Source organism: Candidatus Eremiobacterota bacterium (genome assembly GCA_031082125.1).
Taxonomy (GTDB): domain Bacteria; phylum Vulcanimicrobiota; class CADAWZ01; order CADAWZ01; family Ess09-12; genus Ess09-12.
Genome location: JAVHLM010000032.1, coordinates 40,338 through 59,100, shown reverse-complemented (window position 1 = coordinate 59,100; position 18,763 = coordinate 40,338). Strand labels below are relative to the sequence as shown.

At 54.9% G+C, this 18,763-nt stretch carries 18 protein-coding genes; 6 read left to right on the top strand and 12 right to left on the bottom strand.

The features are described from left to right. Positions 1–27 precede the first annotated feature (27 nt). The 4 genes from RDV48_26150 to RDV48_26135 form a co-directional block, all read right to left on the bottom strand. Entirely contained in the window at positions 28–1,767 is a 1,740-nt protein-coding gene (locus RDV48_26150; protein ID MDQ7826312.1) for an aldehyde ferredoxin oxidoreductase N-terminal domain-containing protein, read from the bottom strand. A gap of 3 nt (positions 1,768–1,770) precedes the next feature. Next, positions 1,771–2,175 carry a 4Fe-4S dicluster domain-containing protein gene (locus RDV48_26145; GenBank protein ID MDQ7826311.1) on the bottom strand — a complete coding sequence of 135 codons (405 nt, stop codon included), beginning with the start codon at positions 2,173–2,175 and terminating at the stop codon, positions 1,771–1,773. Positions 2,176–2,312: 137 nt separating this feature from the next. Beyond that, complete coding sequence (locus RDV48_26140) at positions 2,313–3,131, bottom strand: site-specific DNA-methyltransferase (protein MDQ7826310.1); 819 nt, start codon at positions 3,129–3,131, stop codon at positions 2,313–2,315. Positions 3,132–3,135: 4 nt separating this feature from the next. Then, the gene (locus RDV48_26135) at positions 3,136–3,354 is read right to left on the bottom strand and encodes a hypothetical protein (protein ID MDQ7826309.1); all 219 of its coding nucleotides are present in this window, start codon (positions 3,352–3,354) and stop codon (positions 3,136–3,138) included. Positions 3,355–3,529: 175 nt separating this feature from the next. On the opposite strand from RDV48_26135, the gene RDV48_26130 reads away from it, so the two are divergent. Further along, positions 3,530–4,513 carry an alpha/beta hydrolase-fold protein gene (locus RDV48_26130; protein ID MDQ7826308.1) on the top strand — a complete coding sequence of 328 codons (984 nt, stop codon included), beginning with the start codon at positions 3,530–3,532 and terminating at the stop codon, positions 4,511–4,513. 11 nt (positions 4,514–4,524) lie between these two features. Here RDV48_26130 and RDV48_26125 read toward each other — a convergent pair whose 3' ends face one another. Continuing rightward, a complete protein-coding gene (locus tag RDV48_26125) occupies positions 4,525–6,135 on the bottom strand; it encodes a peptide-binding protein (GenBank protein ID MDQ7826307.1) in 1,611 nt (536 codons plus the stop codon). A gap of 162 nt (positions 6,136–6,297) precedes the next feature. Here RDV48_26125 and nrdD point away from each other — a divergent pair, with 162 nt between their 5' ends. Next, on the top strand, positions 6,298–8,304 hold the full coding sequence (gene nrdD / locus RDV48_26120; protein ID MDQ7826306.1) for an anaerobic ribonucleoside-triphosphate reductase: 2,007 nt from the start codon (positions 6,298–6,300) through the stop codon (positions 8,302–8,304). 7 nt (positions 8,305–8,311) lie between these two features. Here nrdD and RDV48_26115 read toward each other — a convergent pair whose 3' ends face one another. Both RDV48_26115 and RDV48_26110 read right to left on the bottom strand, forming a co-directional pair. Continuing rightward, positions 8,312–9,025: a hypothetical protein gene (locus RDV48_26115; protein MDQ7826305.1), complete on the bottom strand. Its 714-nt coding sequence runs from the start codon at positions 9,023–9,025 to the stop codon at positions 8,312–8,314. Between the two features lie 83 nt (positions 9,026–9,108). Next, entirely contained in the window at positions 9,109–9,741 is a 633-nt protein-coding gene (locus RDV48_26110) for a helix-hairpin-helix domain-containing protein (protein ID MDQ7826304.1), read from the bottom strand. 128 nt (positions 9,742–9,869) lie between these two features. Between RDV48_26110 and RDV48_26105 the strand changes: the two genes are divergently transcribed. Beyond that, positions 9,870–10,508 (top strand): methyltransferase domain-containing protein, encoded by a 639-nt coding sequence (locus tag RDV48_26105; GenBank protein ID MDQ7826303.1) that lies wholly within the window; start codon positions 9,870–9,872, stop codon positions 10,506–10,508. On the opposite strand, the gene RDV48_26100 is transcribed toward RDV48_26105, so the two are convergent. The 3 genes from RDV48_26100 to RDV48_26090 all read right to left on the bottom strand — a co-directional run bounded on the left by RDV48_26100 (position 10,505) and on the right by RDV48_26090 (position 12,683). Further along, the gene (locus RDV48_26100) at positions 10,505–11,122 is read right to left on the bottom strand and encodes a hypothetical protein (GenBank protein MDQ7826302.1); all 618 of its coding nucleotides are present in this window, start codon (positions 11,120–11,122) and stop codon (positions 10,505–10,507) included. The genes RDV48_26105 and RDV48_26100 overlap by 4 nt on opposite strands. 31 nt (positions 11,123–11,153) lie before the next feature. Continuing rightward, a complete protein-coding gene (locus tag RDV48_26095) occupies positions 11,154–12,281 on the bottom strand; it encodes a protein kinase (GenBank protein ID MDQ7826301.1) in 1,128 nt (375 codons plus the stop codon). A 186-nt stretch (positions 12,282–12,467) separates the two neighbouring features. Continuing rightward, positions 12,468–12,683 carry a hypothetical protein gene (locus RDV48_26090; protein MDQ7826300.1) on the bottom strand — a complete coding sequence of 72 codons (216 nt, stop codon included), beginning with the start codon at positions 12,681–12,683 and terminating at the stop codon, positions 12,468–12,470. Positions 12,684–12,913: 230 nt separating this feature from the next. Here RDV48_26090 and RDV48_26085 point away from each other — a divergent pair, with 230 nt between their 5' ends. Continuing rightward, on the top strand, positions 12,914–14,926 hold the full coding sequence (locus RDV48_26085; GenBank protein ID MDQ7826299.1) for a hypothetical protein: 2,013 nt from the start codon (positions 12,914–12,916) through the stop codon (positions 14,924–14,926). Here the strand turns inward: RDV48_26085 and efp are convergent. Together efp and RDV48_26075 are read right to left on the bottom strand one after the other, a co-directional pair. Continuing rightward, positions 14,903–15,460 carry an elongation factor P gene (gene efp / locus RDV48_26080; GenBank protein ID MDQ7826298.1) on the bottom strand — a complete coding sequence of 186 codons (558 nt, stop codon included), beginning with the start codon at positions 15,458–15,460 and terminating at the stop codon, positions 14,903–14,905. The genes RDV48_26085 and efp overlap by 24 nt on opposite strands. Before the next feature lie 120 nt (positions 15,461–15,580). Continuing rightward, positions 15,581–16,579 (bottom strand): ATP-binding protein, encoded by a 999-nt coding sequence (locus tag RDV48_26075; protein ID MDQ7826297.1) that lies wholly within the window; start codon positions 16,577–16,579, stop codon positions 15,581–15,583. Between the two features lie 274 nt (positions 16,580–16,853). Between RDV48_26075 and RDV48_26070 the strand changes: the two genes are divergently transcribed. Together RDV48_26070 and RDV48_26065 are read left to right on the top strand one after the other, a co-directional pair. Beyond that, positions 16,854–17,204: an STAS domain-containing protein gene (locus RDV48_26070; GenBank protein MDQ7826296.1), complete on the top strand. Its 351-nt coding sequence runs from the start codon at positions 16,854–16,856 to the stop codon at positions 17,202–17,204. A gap of 143 nt (positions 17,205–17,347) precedes the next feature. Then, entirely contained in the window at positions 17,348–18,508 is a 1,161-nt protein-coding gene (locus tag RDV48_26065) for a SpoIIE family protein phosphatase (protein MDQ7826295.1), read from the top strand. Positions 18,509–18,763 lie beyond the last annotated feature (255 nt).

The window sequence follows — 18,763 nt, the reverse complement described above, 5'->3', positions numbered from 1 at the left end:
CAGGGTGATCCCCGGCGGGCCGGGAGATCACGAGATTCCTATTTTCTGGAGATAAATTCCATTCATCTCCTCGATTACCTTCTTCTCCAGTTTTCCCCTGGCGCTCTCGGTCTGGAAGAAGCGCTCGGGGATGTTCAGATTGTGGAAGTCATAGCCGAAGGACTTTTTAAGCTCTATTCTCTTGTGGTAGATCCTTTCGCCTATGGCGAGGAGCTCTTCCCTTGTCTTCTCAATGCCGATTGACTTGAAAGCCCTTACCACGAGATCGAGATCGTAGAACTTCCGGCCGAACAGGCAGATGACAAGGCTCGTGAGGAGGCAGCGCTCCTTTTCCTCCTTGATGATTTTCTCCACCATCTCGGCGGGGGAGTAAGTCTGCTTCTGCTGGTCGATTGAATAGCCGGCATTGTCAAGGTGGGAGTGGCGGCTCCCCGTGGTCTGCCCGAAGAGATGGGCATAACCGGTATGATAGCCTGCCATGCCGTTCCCCTTGAGGGTGAGAAGGAACTCCCGGCCTCCGTAATGGTCTGCGCACTTCTCCGGATTCGCCGCCAGGGATTTATAGAAATCATTCGGCTGGCTGACGAGCATACTCAGGATTTTGATATACTCATCGGTATCGCCGAAGGAGGGGCGGGCCATCACATCCTCCTCCTTGAGCACACCGGTCTGTATGCCCTCGGTAAGCCAGGCCAGCACGACGCCCGTCATCATGGCGTCGAGGCCCAGCTGCTCGATACCGAAGATGAGGAGCAGGATGCCTTTTTTGTCTGCTATGCCCAGGAGCGACCCAAGGGCGAAGATCAGCTCGAAATCATAGCAGACCGAGACGGTCTCGAATTCATGCTCGGAGGAGAACATGTGCCTGAGGGAGGCGATATGGATGCAGCCCACGGGGCACCCCGAGCATGAGAGCTTTTTCGCGAGGACCTCCTCGGCAAAGGATTCCCCGCTGATGGATTTTGCGTCGTCAAAATGGCCGGAGAGGAGGTTCCTCGTGGGGAGGGCCCCTATGACGTTGAGGGGGATCACATTCTCCGGAGTGCCCAGATCATGGTATTTCTGGAGCATCTGCGTCTCGGTGCACTTCTTGTATATCTCTTCGTAAAGGGCTTTATACCCGTTTATGTCGGGAAAGCCGTAGCTCTTGTCGGCTGATATGACGAAGCCCTTGAGGAGCTTGCTTCCCATGAGGCTTCCGAGGCCTAGCCTCCCGAAATGCCTGAAGTCATCGACTGTCACGCAGGAATAGCCCACAAGCTTCTCTCCCGCCGGGCCTATCCTGATGATGCTCCTCTTGCCGCCTCCCGATACTGCCTGCCGCATGTAGAGGCCTGCGGTGTCAACGTCCATGCCCCAGAAGGGCTCAGCCTCCCTGAACTGCACCTCGCGTCCCGTGATGGAGAGATACACGGGACGCGGGCTTTTGCCCCTGATCACTATGGCGTCATAACCGGCCATTCTCATGGTCATTGCCATGCGGAGGCCCGCGTGGGTCTCGCCAAGCTCGCCCGTAAGGGGCGATTTGAACATCGCCACGGTCTTGGTGACCATGGGGAACATGAACGTGAGGGGGCCTATGGCGAAAATGACGGGCTGTGCCGGGTCAAGAGGATCTGCCGAGGCCGCCACGTTCTCTTCCAGGAGCTTGGTGGCAAGGCCTGTGCCGCCAAGATAGTCGTCATAGAGGTCCTCTCTCATAGCGATTGAGAAGCGCTTTTTCTCAAGATCTATCTGGAGAATGCTCAGGGTCTTCTCATTGAACATAAGCTATACCTCCCCCATGGCAATGACGTTGTGAGGGCAGAACTGCACACAGTAGCCGCAGTGACGGCATACGACAATCTCGTTCAGCGACTCGTCGAAGCCGATGGCGTGAACGGGGCATGATGCTTCGCAGCGCCTGCATCCGGTGCATTTCTTTTTCATGTATATGACACCGCCCCCTTTGCGGGGCACGAGGGCTCCCGTGGGGCACGAGAGGGCGCAGGGAGGATCGCTGCACCCCTGGCAGATGACAGCGAACATCTGGTTCTTGATGCCCCCTGCCGTCTTTATCTGGATGGCCGACCTGTGGAGGGAGAGGCTTTTATACCACTGCCTCGCACAGGCTTCCATACAGCAGAAGCACCCTATGCACTTGTATATATCGGTGATCTTTAAAACCTTTGCCATGCGGTCTCTCCTGTCTTCCCTCAGGGAATTATTCTATGGACTTGAGGCTTATGCAGGACTGGCAGGCCTTCTGTCTTCTGTGATTCTGCCCGCCATGGGAAATGTGAGAAGATATTCGCCGCTTCGGGAAATGATTCCTACCGCTTTTCCTTCTTGAAGATAAGGCAGTAATGGTGGTGCACGTTCGTCACAAACTCACGGGGATATCCCCAGATTCCCAGCCTCTTGTTGTCCTGGCACCAGATCCTTTCCCCCTTGAAGGTGAACAGATCCTCAAGGCGCGCGGTGAGGTCCCAGGCGAGGGGGATCATCTTTCCCTGGGGTGACCGGAGATTCTGCAGGATGATAACGAGATACCTGCCGTGTGCGAGAACCTTCCGCACTCCCTTGAAAATCATGGTGAGCTCGTCGAGGAACTGCTGATAATCGCCGATATTGCCAAGGTCGTTGCTGTCGTCGCGGGAATAGACTGTGTCAAGGCCTTGTGCCTTGCGTCTCTTCTGGGTGCTGAAGACATTTCCCCTGCTGTGGGCAAGCATGTCCCAGTAAGGGGGAGAGGTGATGGCGAAGTCCGCCGGGGGGAGAGAGCGCTTTTTCCAGATCTGAGCGATAGTGCGTGCATCGCCATTGACAAGTATGCTTTTTTCGGGAGCATGGTCCATCGCTATGGAGTAATAGGTGCTGTTGAGCTCAAATCCGGCAGATTTCCTCCCTGCCAGCGAAGCTGCTATGAGGGTCGATCCCACGCCCATGAAGGGATCGAGGACGAGCTCGCCTTTCTTGGTGAAGAACTCAATGAACTCCCTGATCATCCCCTCGGGGAACTTGGCAGGATGGGTGATCTGTTTAGGCGAGCGCGGCGGGGGATTATGGATGAACCATGACCGCGTAAAGGTGATCCACTGCTTTCCCGTGAGGTCGTTAAGGGTATTCTTTGAGGATTTCCTTCCCTCCATGGTGTCAGTCCCCGTCAAGCTCTTCCATCAGGAGCGGCGTCTCCCTGGGCCTGCAGACCCCGCAGTGGAGGGTGTCGTCAACGGCGATGGCGCGGAGCTTCGTGTCATTATGGCGGTATATTGAGAGGAGAAAGGGCATAGTCTTTATGTGGTCCCTGCATACGGCCCTCCCGTAGAACACGCACACGCCGTGGGCCGGTCTTTCACAGTGCCAGCAGTTCATGGAGCGCTCCTTCAAGTGAGTTTTCCCTCCTGATGAATTCAGCGCCCCGGGGCCCGGTCCCTTTTTTACGGGGGGCAGGAAGAGGGGCACGTTCCAGAGAAAAGATGGCATATTCATAATGCCTGAGGCGGCCTGTTTCCGCAGGCGGAAGCCCCGGCAGGCAGAAGGAGAGGCCATGCGCTATACATGTCCCCAGGGCGACAACGCCATCACTTTTTTCTTCCCATATCCTGACAAGGAAAAGGTCCACGTGTCGGGGGATTTCAACGGGTGGGAAGAGCCCGGCTGGCCCCTCTACAAGGTGGAGGAGGGCTGGGAGCTGAGGACGGCACCCCTTCCCCCGGGAGATTACGGATACAAGTTTCACGCCGACGGTGAGTGGTTCCGCGATCCTCATAACGCCCTGTCAGGCGATGACGGGTTCGGCGGCATGAAATCCATCATCCATGTGGGCGCCGAGAAGGGGAGCCTCCACCACTTCACCTTCTACTGCCCCGCTCTGGGGACCGACAGGGGATACCTCATCTACCTTCCTCCTTATTATTTTTATACTCCGAAAAGGCACAGCACCCTCTACCTCATGCACGGGGCCCAGGACTGGGAGTGGGCCTGGCTTGAGAAGGCTTCTCTAAACGGCATAATGGATGCCCTTATTCATGAGGGTCTTATCGGGGAGTTCATCGTGGTGATGGCCAGGGAGAACGGTGATCTCTTCAAGGGTGACCACCGCTACGGCAGCGCCATTGCCCAGAACCTCCTGGGCCACATCGACTTTGAGTTCCGCACCATCCCCTCCAAGTTTCACAGGGGGATAGACGGGATTGCTACGGGAGGCTATAACGCCTTCTACCTCGGTGCGCTCTACCACGACAGGTACAGCTCCGTCGGCGCCATGAGCGCATATTTCACAGAGTTTTCCTACGAGCTCATCCGTGAGAACCAGGAATACCTGAGAAGGAATGACGTGCGGTTCTTCCTCTCATGCGGCCAGAGCGACAGCCTCAAGGACTCGGTGAGGGACATGGCCTTCACCCTCGGCCAGCTAGGCTTCTACGTGGAGCATTACGAAAACCCGGGACACCACGACTGGGACTACTGGAAGCTCAACTACACGGGGGCGCTGCAGTTTCACTGGTGGAGCTTCCAGCGCTTCGCCTGATCCGCAGCGGTCTATTCAACGGTGATGTACACTTTTTCCGGGTCAATGAGATACCCTGCCGGGCCGGGCTCTGTAAGGCCTCTCACCCTGTTGCTGACAGCCACTATCCCGTAAGGGTTCCAGAGAAACACGTATGGGGCGTCTTCCACAATCTTTTCCTGGAACTGCCTGTAGAGCTCTTTTCTCCTTGCCTGGTCCGCCGTCTTCCTTGCCTCTTCCAGCACCTTGTCCACTGAAGGATTGGAATAGCTCATGAAGTTCATCCCCTTGTCGCCCATCTGGGAGGAGTGCCACTCGGTGTAGCAGTCAGGGTCGAAGTTCTCCACCCAGTCCAGGATGACAGCGTCAAACTGGCCGGGGTTGCAGAGGTTGATGAGGGCGGAGAACTCGGTGGCGCGGAGATCGGCCTTGATGCCGGCGTCATGAAGGAAGGCCTGGATGAAGACCGCTGCTTTCTCGCAAAGAGGGTTCCCCGAAGGGTAATATAGCTTGAATTCCAGCTTCATGCCCTCACGGGAGCGAATGCCGTCCTTTCCCTTTTTCCATCCCGCCTCGTCAAGGAGCCTCCCTGCTTTTGCGGGGTCGTATCCGTAGCGCTCCACCCTGTCGGAATAGGCCCATGAGGGAAGAGGGATGGGGCCTGTCGCTGCCCTCCCCGTGCCCTGGAGAACGGCTTTCACTATCTTCTCCTTGTCTATGGCGTAATTAATGGCTTTTCTCACCTTTACGTCCTGGAAGATCTCCTTGGTGAGGTCAAATCCCACGTAGTAATAGACGAACTGCTCCCATTGGTACAGGGTGATATTCTTCATATCCTTCACGGCCCTCAGGTCCTCGGTGGAGAGGTTGCTGATATCGACGGTGCCGGTCATCAGGGCGATACGGCGGCTTTCAGCCGAGGGGATGATGGAGAACACCATGCCGCGCAGACGCGGGCACCCAAGGAAGTAGCCTTTGTGTGCCTCAAGGTATATCCTCTCCGATGAACGCCATTCCTTGAACCTGAAGGGGCCTGTCCCCACTGGATGCCAGTTGAAGGCGCACCTGTTGATGTCCTGGCCCTTGAGGACATGGGCAGGCACGATGCCCATCTGGGTGAGATTGGCGAAAAAGGGCGAAAAGGGCGCAGGGAGGGTGAACTTTATGGTGCGGCTGTCAGGCGCCTCAACGACCGGGTCTTTCCCGTCAACCTGGAAGAGCCCCCTGTTGAAGGTGTTGGTAGAAGGCTCGTAGAGTTTTTCAAAGGTGAACCTCACGTCTTCAGAGGTAAAGGGGGCTCCGTCATGCCAGGTGACGCCCTCTCTCAGCCTGAAGGTCCACCGCGTGCCGTCGGGCGAGGACTCCCATGACTCGGCGAGGTCGGGGACGATCTCCATCTTCTCATTGTACTTCACAAGGGTGTTGAAAACGAGGGAATTCACCGTCATTGAAGACATCTCAGAGGCAATGACAGGGTTGAGGTACATGGGATCTGACCTGAGGGCCACGAAGAGGATATCGTGGGGAAGGGCGGGCCTCCTGCACCCGGAGAGGAGTGCGCATGCAAAAAGAACCAGGAGAAATAAAACCATGGAGAAAGATCGGCGGGAAGCCTGCGGTATCCTGATGAATGAGAGCTCCATGGTGGTTTACCCTTTCTTCCTCCTTTCTTTTTATTCCTCTTTTAACCCGTCATCCAGCCTCCAAGCGGGGCGGACTGAGTTCTGCCTTTGAAAGGATAAGGGCCTTCCCGGGGGGAATATTGACGGGAACATATAAACACCCCTTCCCCCCAAGGAGGTTCTATGCAGAAAACAACAGCTTCTTTTCCCATTTTAAGGAAACGGGATGGCAGACTCTGCAAGTTTGAGAAGAAGAAGATCACCGAGGCCATCTTCAAGGCCCTTTACGCCACGGGGGTAGATTCCAGGGAAAAGGCCGAGCACCTGAGCACCATAGTGGTCAAGGAGCTTTCCAGGTCACACGCGGGGACCCTTCCCCAGGTCGAGGAGATACAGGATATGGTGGAAAAGGTCCTGATCCAGGAGGGCCACCTCTCGACGGCCAAAGCGTATATACTTTACCGCGCAAAGAGGACAAGCATCCGCGAGGGAAAATCGGAGCTCATGGATACCATGGAGGAGATCCTGAAAGAGGCCCACAGGGAAATCCCCTTTTCCTCCCTCTCGCCGAGGGCAAAGATGATGAAAGTGGCGAGCGCCGCGAGCTGCAACTTTTACCTCTCCAGGATTATCCCGAGCCAGTATGCCGATGCACACCGCAAGGGGGAGATTTACATCCATGCGCTGGAATATTACAGCAAGACGGCCGACAGCCTCCAGATCCCCCTCTGTACCCTGCTGGAAAAAGGGTTTTCAGGAGGATACGGGTTTCTTCGGCCGCCCAGAAGATACTCCACTATCGCGGCCCACGCGGCCATAATTCTCCAGAGCTGCCAGAACGACCTGCATGGCGAGCAGGCACTCTCCGATTTCGACAGCGAGCTGGGACACTATATCACGTCAAACCTCGCGCCTGACGAGGAGCAGTGCTTCCAGGCGATGGAAGGTCTTGTGTACAACCTGAATACCCTCTATTCAAAGGTGGGAGCCCAGGTGCCCCAGAGCTCCATCTCAATAGGCCTTGCCACTTCGCAGGCGGGAAGAATAGTCGCAAAGACGCTTCTTGAGGCTCTCAGGAAAGGCCTGGGCCGCGGTGAGACGCCCCTTTTCCCCGAAGTGATCTTTTCAGTGAAAGAAGGAGTTAATTTCAATGAGGGTGATCCCAACTTCGATCTTTTCCGCCTCGCCCTTGAAGTCGCCTCGCGCCGCATGAATCCCACCTTTTCCTTCATGGATGCCCCTTTCAACGCCGCATCAAAGGCTGCCTACTGGGGAGGCGGGTCAAGGATTGCGGAAAACAGGGCGGGGGAGGTCACTCCCCGCAGGAGAGGGACAGTTGCCGCCATCACCATAAACCTTCCAAGGGTTGCTCTTTTCATATCGCACAAGAGGAGTGAATTTCTTCTCACCTCCTTTTACAGTGAGCTCCAGCGGGTCATCAACCTGGCCGTGCAGCAGCTCCTCCTCCGTTTTGAGACTCTCGGCCACCTCAAGGCGAAAGAGATGCCCTTTGTCATGGGGGAAAAGATCTACCTCGGCTCCGAGTCACTGAATGAAAATGAGGAGATCAAGCCTTCCCTCAGGAACGGCACGCTTGCCATAGGTTTCGTGGGCCTTGCCGAGGCGCTCCTGATCCTATACGGGCGCCACCATGGCGAGGATCCCGGCGTTCAGGCCCATGGCGTCGAGATCGTGGAGTTTATGAAAAGCAGGGTTGACGAGTGCGCCGAAGAGCACAACCTCAACCTGGTCCTTGCCGCCCCTTCCACGGAGAGAATCGCTGCGGAGTTTGCCCTGCTGGACAGGCAGGAATTCGGCGTGGTCCCCCGCATCACCGAAATGCCCTGCTACTCGAACGGCTTTGAATTTCCCCACACTGCGAAGCTCACCATCGAACAGAAGCTTTCCATTGACGGGCCATACCACAGCCTCTGCCAGGGCGGCCATTATTCATTCATAAAGCTTGCGGCGCCTCCCCGTTATGATGAAGTTGAAAAAGCGGTGAGGAAGATGAAGGAGGCGGGAATCGGTTTCGGAGGCATCTCCTTCCCCCTCGACGAGTGCAGGGAGTGCGGCGCCCTCGCTGAAAAAGGGGAATGCCCCTCCTGCGGCAGCTCGAGAATAAGGAAGATACGCAGAAGCATCTCCAGGCTCTGCCCTCAGGAATTTGCCTGCGGGGGAGGCGAATAGGGCGATCCTACTCGAGGGGGATCTCCTCGATCTGAAGCTCCTGCGGGGCTCCTGTCGCCTTGGGCGGCGCTTTCGGCGGCGGTGCGGGTTTCGTCTTCACCGGCGGCGGTGCCAGGGTCTCAATGATTGGCTCAGCCGGCGGCTTTTTTGTTGCCTTCCCTCCCCCCGGGCCTTCTCCCGTGGGGACCATCTCAATCGTCGGGGCCTTGGGAGCCTGCTTTGTCGCTTCAGTGTCGGACGGAGGGGCCATCTCGTTGGTGGCCTTTACCGACGGCAACTCTTCTGAGGGAGGCTCGGATCCTGAGCCCTCCTCGGGGCTCCGGATAATATTGATATTTATCTTCATCTGAAAGTCGGCATACCTGAGGGGATCATCCTCAAAGGTCCTCATGCAGATCTCGTTGTCGAAATAAAACTTCTTCTTGTCGATGCTGTAAACATAATCGGTGCTGGGATTTACCAGCTTCTTGCAGACAGGGCATTCGACGAGGTCCACGCGGGCCGGATCCTTTGAATCGCCGCCTGCTGCCGGTGCCCCGGACTCCTGGGAGGCCGGCTGCAGGCCTGCCGCCGTGGACGGTGCAGAAGGCGCCGGCACTGATTTCGCCGATGCCTTCATCCTGATCAACGATGCCGAAGTGATGACGATTATCACCCCGATTATGATCCCGAAGACCAGGAAATATATGGTGCTGAGGCCTGAACTGCCTTTTCTTGTCATTTCATTCCACCTCTCCTCTTACTATTATTTTACAGGATGGGAGGTCTTTTTGCAACAGCCCCCCGGCATGGATCGGCGCCCATTCAGAACTCCAGGTAGGGCTCCCACTGCTCCACAACCTTTTTCCTTATTCCAGGGATGTTCTTTAGCTCCTCGATGCCGCTGAATGAACCGTTTTCCCTGCGGTACTCTATTATCCTGGACGCCGTGGCGGCGCCTACTCCTGGAAGCCTGTCGAGCTCCTCCAGGGAGGCGCTGTTGATATTCACCCTGGCCGGCGCTCCGGGAGCAGGCTTCCCGCAGGCTCCCGGCTCACCCTGCTTGAGAACTTCCTGCTGCGGTATGGCAGGTACAAGGATTTTTGCCTGGTCCGAGAGCTTCTGCGCCAGGTTTATTCCCCTGCAGTCCGCCCCGGCGGTGACTCCTCCCGCTGCCTCTATGGCTCTCACCACTATGCTTCCCTCAGGGAGCATATAGACGCCGGGATTGTTCACCTCACCACATACATGGACGCAGATTGAACTGCTTTTATTCCCCTTTACCCATGGATTCATGGTCTCTGCCTCTTCGGCGCTGCTGCCTCCGGCAGCCACTATTGAAATTGTGGGAGGAACATCCCTTCTCTCCAGGTAATAAAGGATATATCCTCCCAGCACGGCTATCGTTACAGCCAGGGCTACAGCCAGAGTGGAGTGCTCTTTTCCCGGATCTGCCATGGCAGGAAGCTCCTTTTCAGGTTCTGCTCTCATGATAGCCGATTGTTATTGCAAAAGTATGAAATTTTTCTGCCGGGAAAGGAAAAAATGTTAAATTTTTGTACCCAGGGTAGACCGGAGCCAAAGCTATGAACGAAGACGAGCACGCTCTCATCAGGGCAGTCTATGACAGGCGCGCCCCCTATTACAACAGACTTGTTAATCTGCTCTCCTGTGGGCAGGACCACCGCTACAGGGCTGAAGCCGTGAGCCGCCTCAACCTGAAAAAGGGCGACAGGGTGCTTGACCTGGGATGCGGAACAGGGCTCAATTTCGGCCTTATCCATGCCAAGGTGGGTGAAAATGGGCTCATCGTGGGAATAGACTCAAGCCTTGGCATGCTCAGAAAAGCCAGGGAGGCCGCAAAGAAGTGCTCCATGGGAAATGCCCATCTCATCGCCGGCGACGTTTCCGAGGTGGTCATGCCCCGCAGATTCTTTGACGCCATAGTGGCTACGTATCTTTTCTCCACAATTCCCGATTACCAGCAGGCTCTAGAGCATTTTTTAGGCTCCCTGAAACAGGGGGGGACCTTTGTGCTTGCCGATGACATCCTCCCTGCAGGCTGGTTCGCAGGGCCTCTCATCATGGGGCCCTGGCTTCTCCGGCACGGCTGGGTCAACTATTCCAGGCAGATAATCAGGTACCTCAGGAAGGCCGGAGGGGAGGTAAAGGTGACATGGCATCACGGGGGGCTTATTTATATCGTATCAGGGAAGAAGGTCTAGTTTCTTTTCTTTGAGCCTGCAAATTCTTTCAATGAATAGAGAAAAGTGAGGAAGGGAATGAGCCACTCGCTCTTTTCCCTCGCGAGGACCTGCGTCTCCCTTAACTCTTTTCCCGTCTTTGAATACTCGGCATGGACCATTTCAAACCTTTTTATGATCTCCCTGTATTCGGGGAGCGCTTCGAAGTTCTTGTTCTTGGCGCACATGCACATGTGACCGACGCCTGCAAGCGCTTCGACGGCCTTTTCCACCAGGGAGTCATACCTGCCCTTGAGATCATATTTTTCAGAGGACTGGGTGATCTTCATCATGGCCTGGTTGAATTTTGTCGTCACGGCATTGCTGCCCTGTATGGCGGAAAAGTCCACTTCCTCGTTCATCTTGAGCTGTTTTCCCACTACCTTGATCTCGGTGCTTAACATCACCACTTTTTTCACGAGCTCTTCGATCTCGGCGTCGCTAAAGCCAAGATTTTTCCCTTTCCTGATGTAGAGCATCCCGATCTCGCTCAGGATGGACCTTCTCTCCACGGCAAGCTGGTTGTGCTTCACGTTCAGCTTCACCTCGTCTATGGTGTTCCTGAGGTTCCATTTCATCTTGTTAAGGAAGTCCATGGCGTGCTCTCCTCCTAGTGAACTGCGGCAGTCATCTCGCTGCTCCGAATATCATGGAGCATATCCAAAGAACCGCTGAGGCCACAAATACTATCAGGCCGGTTTTCCCGAGTTTGTCTTTCCTTGTGATAACCGGAAGAATCGACAGAACGAGGCCGGCACCTGCTGCAATGAATGAGGCAATGAAGAGGGCCCAGCCCGGGAAGCCCGCGGGACGGAGTGCGACGTTCAGTATCAGCAGCACAAGAGCGGCAACGGGCAGCGAGAGAAGCCATGGACGCTCCTGAGACGGAGCCTCGTGCTCCTCTGCGGCCTGCTTTTGATGATGAAGGTGAGGCGGGTGGGGCGGGGTCGCGCTCTCGCTGCAGTTGGTCTTCAGGGCCTCCTTCAATTCAGCGGCCGATTCGAAACGGAGCTTTGGTACGATATTGATGCACTTCATGATAATCTCGTCGAGGGCGGGAGACACTTTCGGGTTGAGCCTCCGCAGGGGAGGGAAAGTGAATTTCGCATTTTCCATGTTTTTCTTGGTAAGAAGAAAATAGAATGTGGCCCCCAGGGAATAAATATCGCTCCGCGCATCGGACTGCTCCGAGCCGTACTGCTCCGGAGAGGCAAAGCCGGGCGTGCCCATGATGAAGGTATCCTTGACCTTCACGGGGTTGAAAAAGCGGGCCGTGCCGAAATCAATGAGCTTCACGTCGCCGTCGGGGCAGAGGATTATGTTTGACGGCTTCAGGTCCCGGTAGATGACGGGCGGGTCAAGGCCATGGAGATACTCCAGGATCTCGCAGAGTTTGATCATCCAGGGAACGACATCCTCTTCCTGGAACGGATCATCCATTACTATCATCAGGGAGTCCAGAGTGTCGCCCTCGATGTAGTCCATCACCATGTAATAGCTGTCCTCATGGAAGAACTGGTCAACTACCTGGGGAAGGCCTGGGTGTGAAAGGCCTGCAAGGAATTTCGTCTCGCGAAGGAGGAGCTCTTCTTTTCCCGGCGGTATGGCCTCCCTGGTGAACTCCTTTATTGCCCTCTTTTTCCCTTTTTGCGCGGTGTCGTCAGCGAGATATACCACGCCGAAGGAGCCTTCACCTATGGCTTTTACGATAGAGTAGCGGTTCTTGAGGACCGTTCCCTTGGTATACTTTTTCATGGTCACCTGTCACGGCATCTCAGCCAAATCAGGGCACTTTCCGCAAAGAGCCCACGAAATACTCTTTAGGTATGGGAAAGAAAAAACCTTCCGCAGGGGAAAAAATTTCGCATGAGAATAATAAAGGCAGTGCCTCTCTGTTTAAAGAGGCACTGCCCGGCGGTGATAATTTCCTGACCCCGGCTTCTATTGGGCCTTCTTCTCTTCCTTGGCCTCGTCGGAAAGACCTGCCTTGTCCACGGGGTCCTTGGCCGCAGCACCGTCACCCTTTATCTGCTCGCTTGTTTCTTTCGCAAACTTGTCCCGGGCCTTCTCGCTCTCATTCTGGCTTGACATGACCTCGTTGAAGCCCTTTTCATTCGCTTTGTCCATGGCCTGGATGCCCTTAATCTCGTCAGACATGATGATGCCTCCTCACAATATGGGTATTCTAAGAATAGTATAAGGCAGGCGCCATGGGAAGTCAAAGCGATCCAGAAGAACTATGCGAACAGAATGTTAACTTTCTTTAACGGATGGTAACAAATGACGGGAGCGCCTGATAGGAGAAGAAAGAGCCGAGGGAGAACTACCATCAGGATTCCTGCGGAAAGCAACAAGACGGGTAGATCAGGAGGTACCCTGGCAATCCTGTGAAAAGACAGCTCATGGTCGTAGTTATTGCCCTTCTTCTCGCTGCCCCCTGCGGATCTTTTTCCGGAGCGGCCGCAGAGAGGGCATCGAAGCCTGCCGGCCTCAAGAGGCTCTGCGAGAGCCGCTGGCTCAATGGTTATTACCTCTACTCCTTTTCCCCCGGCGAAGAACGCGTTGCTTTCGTGCTGGAGACGGGGGGGAACACGGATATCTGGAGCGCCGCCAGGGACGGGAGCGATCTCAGGAGGCTCACGGCAGGCCCCGGCCAGGACATTCTCCCCTCGTGGTCGCCTGACGGCCGTTATATCTCCTACCTTTCCAACGGTGACGGTGAATGGAGCCTCTACGTGATGAAGAGCGACGGCTCTTCACAGAAGAAGATCTTCCCTGTGATAACCGTGACGCCTCTCACCACTGAGCCCGTATGGTCACCTGACAGCTCCAAGCTCATCGTGAGCTCTTTCAAGGGCAGCACGTGGGACCTCTGGCTTCTCGGCAGGGATGGCAGGAACGCCCTCAGGCTCACCCACGATGACAGGAAGGAGCTGGCCTGCTCATGGATGGACCATGGGAACAAGATTCTCTTTGCCTCTACCGACCTGGGGAGGTCTTATGTCTGCCTTATGAACGCCGACGGGACCGGCGAAAGCCGCCTTACGGGCGATGAAGGAATATGCCTTCTTCCCGCCCCCTCCCCCGACGGGTCGGAGATAGCCTTTGTACGGGGAGGGTCCATGAGCTCATCGGTGGAGACCATGCACCTCACCAGCGGTAAGGTGCGGGACCTTACCGCATCCCCGGGCATCAATACTCTTCCGAAGTGGTCTCCTTCGGGAGGGAGGATTGCCTTTCTGTCAAGCCGCTCGGGAGCGATGAACGTCTGGTCCATGGACCGGCAGGGCCAGTCGGCCACGCAGCTCTCCGATCAGCACGGCAGCCTTTTCGGCCTGAAATGGATGCCGTCGGGCATTGTCTCGTGGGTATCCTATCTTGACAGCATCTTTTCCATAATTATCACCAGGGCAGAGAGCGCTGAAGAGCATTCACTGATCGACACCGAGGCCGCGGATTATTATCCCGCCGTGGGGCCTTCAGGCAGCCCTGCGGCAGTCACCTGGAATGTCAATGGAAAGAGGCACATAAAAATAATTGATGCCGGAAGCGGCGAGGGCGGGCTCCGCTTTGAGTCCTCCGGTGACGAGCAGTTCTGCCCGGCCTTCAGCCCCGACGGGATGTCGCTGGCATTCATGGCAAAAAAAGGAGACATCCTGACCCTCATGAAAGGGGACTTCCAGAAAGGAGCGGCAGTGGAGCTGACCAGAGGCGATTCCCTTCCCGCAATGCCTGTGTGGGCACCCCGTGGTGAGTCCCTTGCTTTTATCGCCAAGGAAAAGGGGCGAACGGCGCTCCATATATGGCATGGCGGGAAAGACAGCTCCTTCATTCTTGATTCAGACGAGTATGAGCTCCTGCATGCCCCCTGCTGGTCACCTGACGGTGAGCAGATCGCCCTTGTGGACAGGAAGGGGAAAGAATGGCTGCTGAAGCTTTTTGAGGTGAAGAAAGGAAGCGCGGCGCTCCTTCTACGCTCTGAGGCGCTTCTGTGCTCTTCCCTCTGTTTTCAGGGCATTTCAACGCTTTACTATGCTGCCTGCCCTGAGGACAGGGAGGAGATCTGGCGCCTTGACATAAGGACAGGGAAGAGAGAGAGGGTGGCGAACAGCAGGGCAGGGGAGAGGCCGCCCTCACTGAGCGCAGGGGGCGGCAGGCTGGTGTTCACAAGAAACAATGAGCTCTGGTCCATTGACGGCGATGACGCTCCGGTGAAAATGCCCTTACCTCTTGAGGGAGCAAAAGTCTTCCCTGTCCTGAGCCCCGACGGCAAAACGGTTCTCTTTCTCCTGGCAGAAGGGAATACAAGGGATCTCTATCAATATTATCCGGATTATCCTGTGCAGGATGAAGGGAAAAGTAAAAAGGCCCCGCTCTCATACTCTTCTCAGGTACTGTGAGGACCTTGTGTCGATCTGGAGCTTGTCGTTCACTTCAATGAAAAGGGGCACCTGAATGACGGTGCCGGTCTCAAGGGTTGCCGGCTTTGTTCCCCCGGTGGCGGTATCGCCCTTGAATCCAGGCTCAGTCTCAGTCACGACGAGCTCCACAAAATTGGGCACTTCTACGCCCAGTGCTGTCGTGTCGTGGAAAAGGATCGAGACCTCCATGCCGTCCTTGAGCCACTTGGTGCCGTCACCTACGAGATCACCCTGCAGAGTTATCTGCTCGTAATTTTCGCTATCCATGAAGACGTAATCAGTGCCCTGGGAGTAAAGAAACTGCATGGTGCGCTTCTCGATGTGAGCCCTCATAAGCTTTTCCCCCGCCCTGAAGGTTTTCTCAACGGTATAGCCTGTCCTGAGATTCTTGAGCTTCGTCCTCACAAAGGCGGAGCCTTTGCCGGGCTTTACATGGAGAAACTCCACGATGGTCATGAGCTGGCCGTCCAGCTCGATGGTCATCCCGTTCTTGAAGTCGTTTGAGGTTATCATTGCTTCCTCCTTATCTTTTCAAGGCTCCCTCTCTTCCCTGTCTTTTCTCAAGCCTTGGCATGCCATAACTTTATTGGACAAGAGCTGAGCTTTTCCTTTTATAGGAATCGGGCATTTTTTCTAGAGCGAGAAATGAAGCACCAGAGAGGTGCCTTCCGTGCCGGTATAGATGATCAGCTCGTCGGCCAGCTCCATCATGAGAGGATATCCCAGCTTGTGAATCCTCTGGCGCGAGTGGCATTTTATAAAGACGGACCTGAGAATGTCCTTGAGGCGTACTCCCGGCCCCTCGTCATCAATCCTGACGCTGAGCGTGCTGTTGTTTTTCCAGAGCGCCACGGAGCCTTTCCCCGCGTATTTTATCACGTTCGAGAGGGCTTCCGAAGTGGCCACAATGATGCTGTTCCACTTCTCGCTTCCTATGCGGAGGTCTTTCGAAAGGTGGGAAAGGAGGGCCTTCATCTTTTTCATGTCAGCAAGATCGCCGATGTATTCCCTGGTGAGCGCCGTGCCTTTCAGCGTGCTGTCGAGTTCGCCCCTCTCCATTACAAGGGACAGCTTCCTTCCCGAGAGCACGGAAAGATCATTTCTTACACAGGTAAAAATCTTTTCATGGAGAGAGGTGACTTTTGCATCCCCTTGGGCGGAGCACCACCTGGGGGACCTGATGTTCTCGCATTTTCCCACGAGGTGAATAAGCTTCCTGATGTGGATCAGAACCTCTATCCTGGAGAGAAAGGCCGCGAAAGGGAGCGGTGTAAAAAAAAGGTCATCAGCGCCCTCATTGAATACAAGGAGCCTTTCAATGAACTCCTCGGTGTGTGAGATGAGGATGACAGGGAGGTATTCTTCTGTATCCGGGGGCTTCAGCTTCTTCAGGGAGGTGAAATGCCCGCCGAGTTCGGTGGCGAAATCAAGGAGCACCAAGTCAGGGCAGGTTTCTGCAGCAGCAACAGCAGCCCCGGAATTGTCTTTCACCAGCAAAAGTTGATACCCCCCGCTCTCAATGGCTGCAATAATAGGTGATATGTCGTAGTATTCACTTCCAGCGAGGAGAATCGTTCCCCGCTCGTGGAGAAATGCTTGCGTTGCAGGGCAGGAGGCGTTGGTGCTTTCCATGGTTGTCCAGGTTCTCTGCGGCGACTTACAGAATATAAGGAGATTAAAGTTCTTCCATAAAAGGGAAAATACCTTCATGAGCCATTTTCCGATTGAGGGATTTCAAAAGCTGAAGGGGGAAAATTGGCTCGTTTCTCTTTGCAGGAATTTCGGAAAAAGTGTATAAAATTAAATAAAAGAATTTGTTCTGTCATCTGTATGATTGATCAAAAGAGGATTTCGTGAATGAAAGATGAAAATTTCCACAGTGTGACGGGAGGAGGGGGTGAATTAGTTGGGAATCGTTTCTAACATGAAAGAGATTTCGGCAAAGGTTGCGCTCATAGAAGTAGAAGGGGATATAGATTTTTCAATCTCCCAGAAACTGAAAGAGGAGCTCATAGGGCTTGTCAACCGCGGGAAATCAAAGCTCATAATTGATCTCAGCAAGGTCAGGTACATAGACAGCTCAGGCCTGGAAGCGCTTACTTCCACGCAGAGCAAGGCCCGGTTTCACCAGGGCGATGTCTATCTGATATGCTCTGATATGAACATCAGAAAGATCTTTGATATCACCGGCCTGGATGAATACATCAAGATTTTTGAGACGCGCGAAAAAGCCGTTGAGCAGGTTGGCGAAAAGTAAATACGATCCTTCCAGATGAGAGAGAACTCTCTCTTTGACAAAAAACTCCGGGGCTCATGGCGGCTCCATGGGCTCCGGGATTGATTTGATCTGTGGGGGATTTTTGTTTTGTATTCTCCCCATAGCGGGCTGGAGAGGTAAGTATGCCGGGCAGTGAAGAAGCAGAAAGACCCAGAATTCTTGTCGCTGATGACGAGATGCACCTCAGGAACATTCTCAAGATCAACCTGGAGATTGAGAACTTCAACGTGATTACGGCCCAGGACGGCGAAGAAGCCCTTGCAAAGGCAGTCTCGGAGAACCCGGACCTGGTGATTCTGGACGTGAGCATGCCCAAGATGGACGGCTACACTGTCTGCAAAAAAATCCGCAGCCAGGGATTTACCATGCCTGTAATCATGCTCACGGCAAGGACGCAGGTACACGACCGCGTTGAGGGTCTTGAGTGCGGCGCCGATGACTATGTCTGCAAGCCTTTTGATATGGAAGAGCTTCTTGCCAGGCTCGGTGCCCAGCTCAGGCGCGTTGAGACTACAAAGGATCAGATAAAGCATATCATCGACAATAAGTGGGACGAAATAAACGAGGGATTCAGGCTTTTCGAGGAGAACCAGCCCCGTGTTGCGAGCTTTGATGCCTCTCATTTCAACGTGGGATTCCAGTTCATTCCTTCGGGCAAAATAGGCGGCGACTTCTGCCAGCTCATCGAGAAGGACCAGAACAGGATAATGGTCATACTTGGCGATACCGTCGGCAAAGGATTGAAGGCGGCGCTCCTGATGGCATCTACCTTTGGAATCCTTGACACGCTGGCCAGGGAGCATGACTCCCCCATGACGATAGTCTCAGAGGCTAACAGGATAATGCTGGAGAGCCTCAGAAGCGTTCAGAAGGGCTTTGTCACCGTATTTGTCGGCGTCATTGATAAGGAGAAGCGCGAATTCACTTACTGCAACGCCGGAAGCTTCCCTCCCATCATTATCCACCGGAACACCAGGAAGCATGAGCTTCTCAAGACCACGGGCGTGTTCATAGGCATGTACACCGAGCCTGAATACACTGAGAACGTGGCAAAATATGAGGAAGGCGACAGGCTTATCCTCTATACCGACGGTCTCATCGAGGCGAAAAACAAGGCGGGCAAGAATTTCGGCATCAAGCGCCTCTACCGGTTGCTCCTCAAAAACATGGAATGCCCCGTGAAGGACCTGTCAACGCTTCTTATGCACAAGGTTGAAGCTTTCCTTGGCGGTAACTTCTTTTTGCTGGACGATCTCACCTTTCTTGTCCTGGAGTTCCTCTAGGATCCCTGCCTTCCCGACTCTTCCTGCGGGATGAAACCTCGCCTTCCTCATCTCCAGGCTATCTGGCAGCCTCTTCACTCTAGGAAGATGCAGTTCCTTCAGCCTTTTCCACGGGGACTTCCTCAGGTTCCGGGGAAGGCGTATCGGGCACGGGTGTTTCGGCAGCAGGCGCTTCAACAGGTGGTGCTTCGGCAGCAGGCGCTTCGGCAGCAGGCGCTTCGGCAGCAGGCGCTTCGGCAGCAGGCGCTTCGGCAG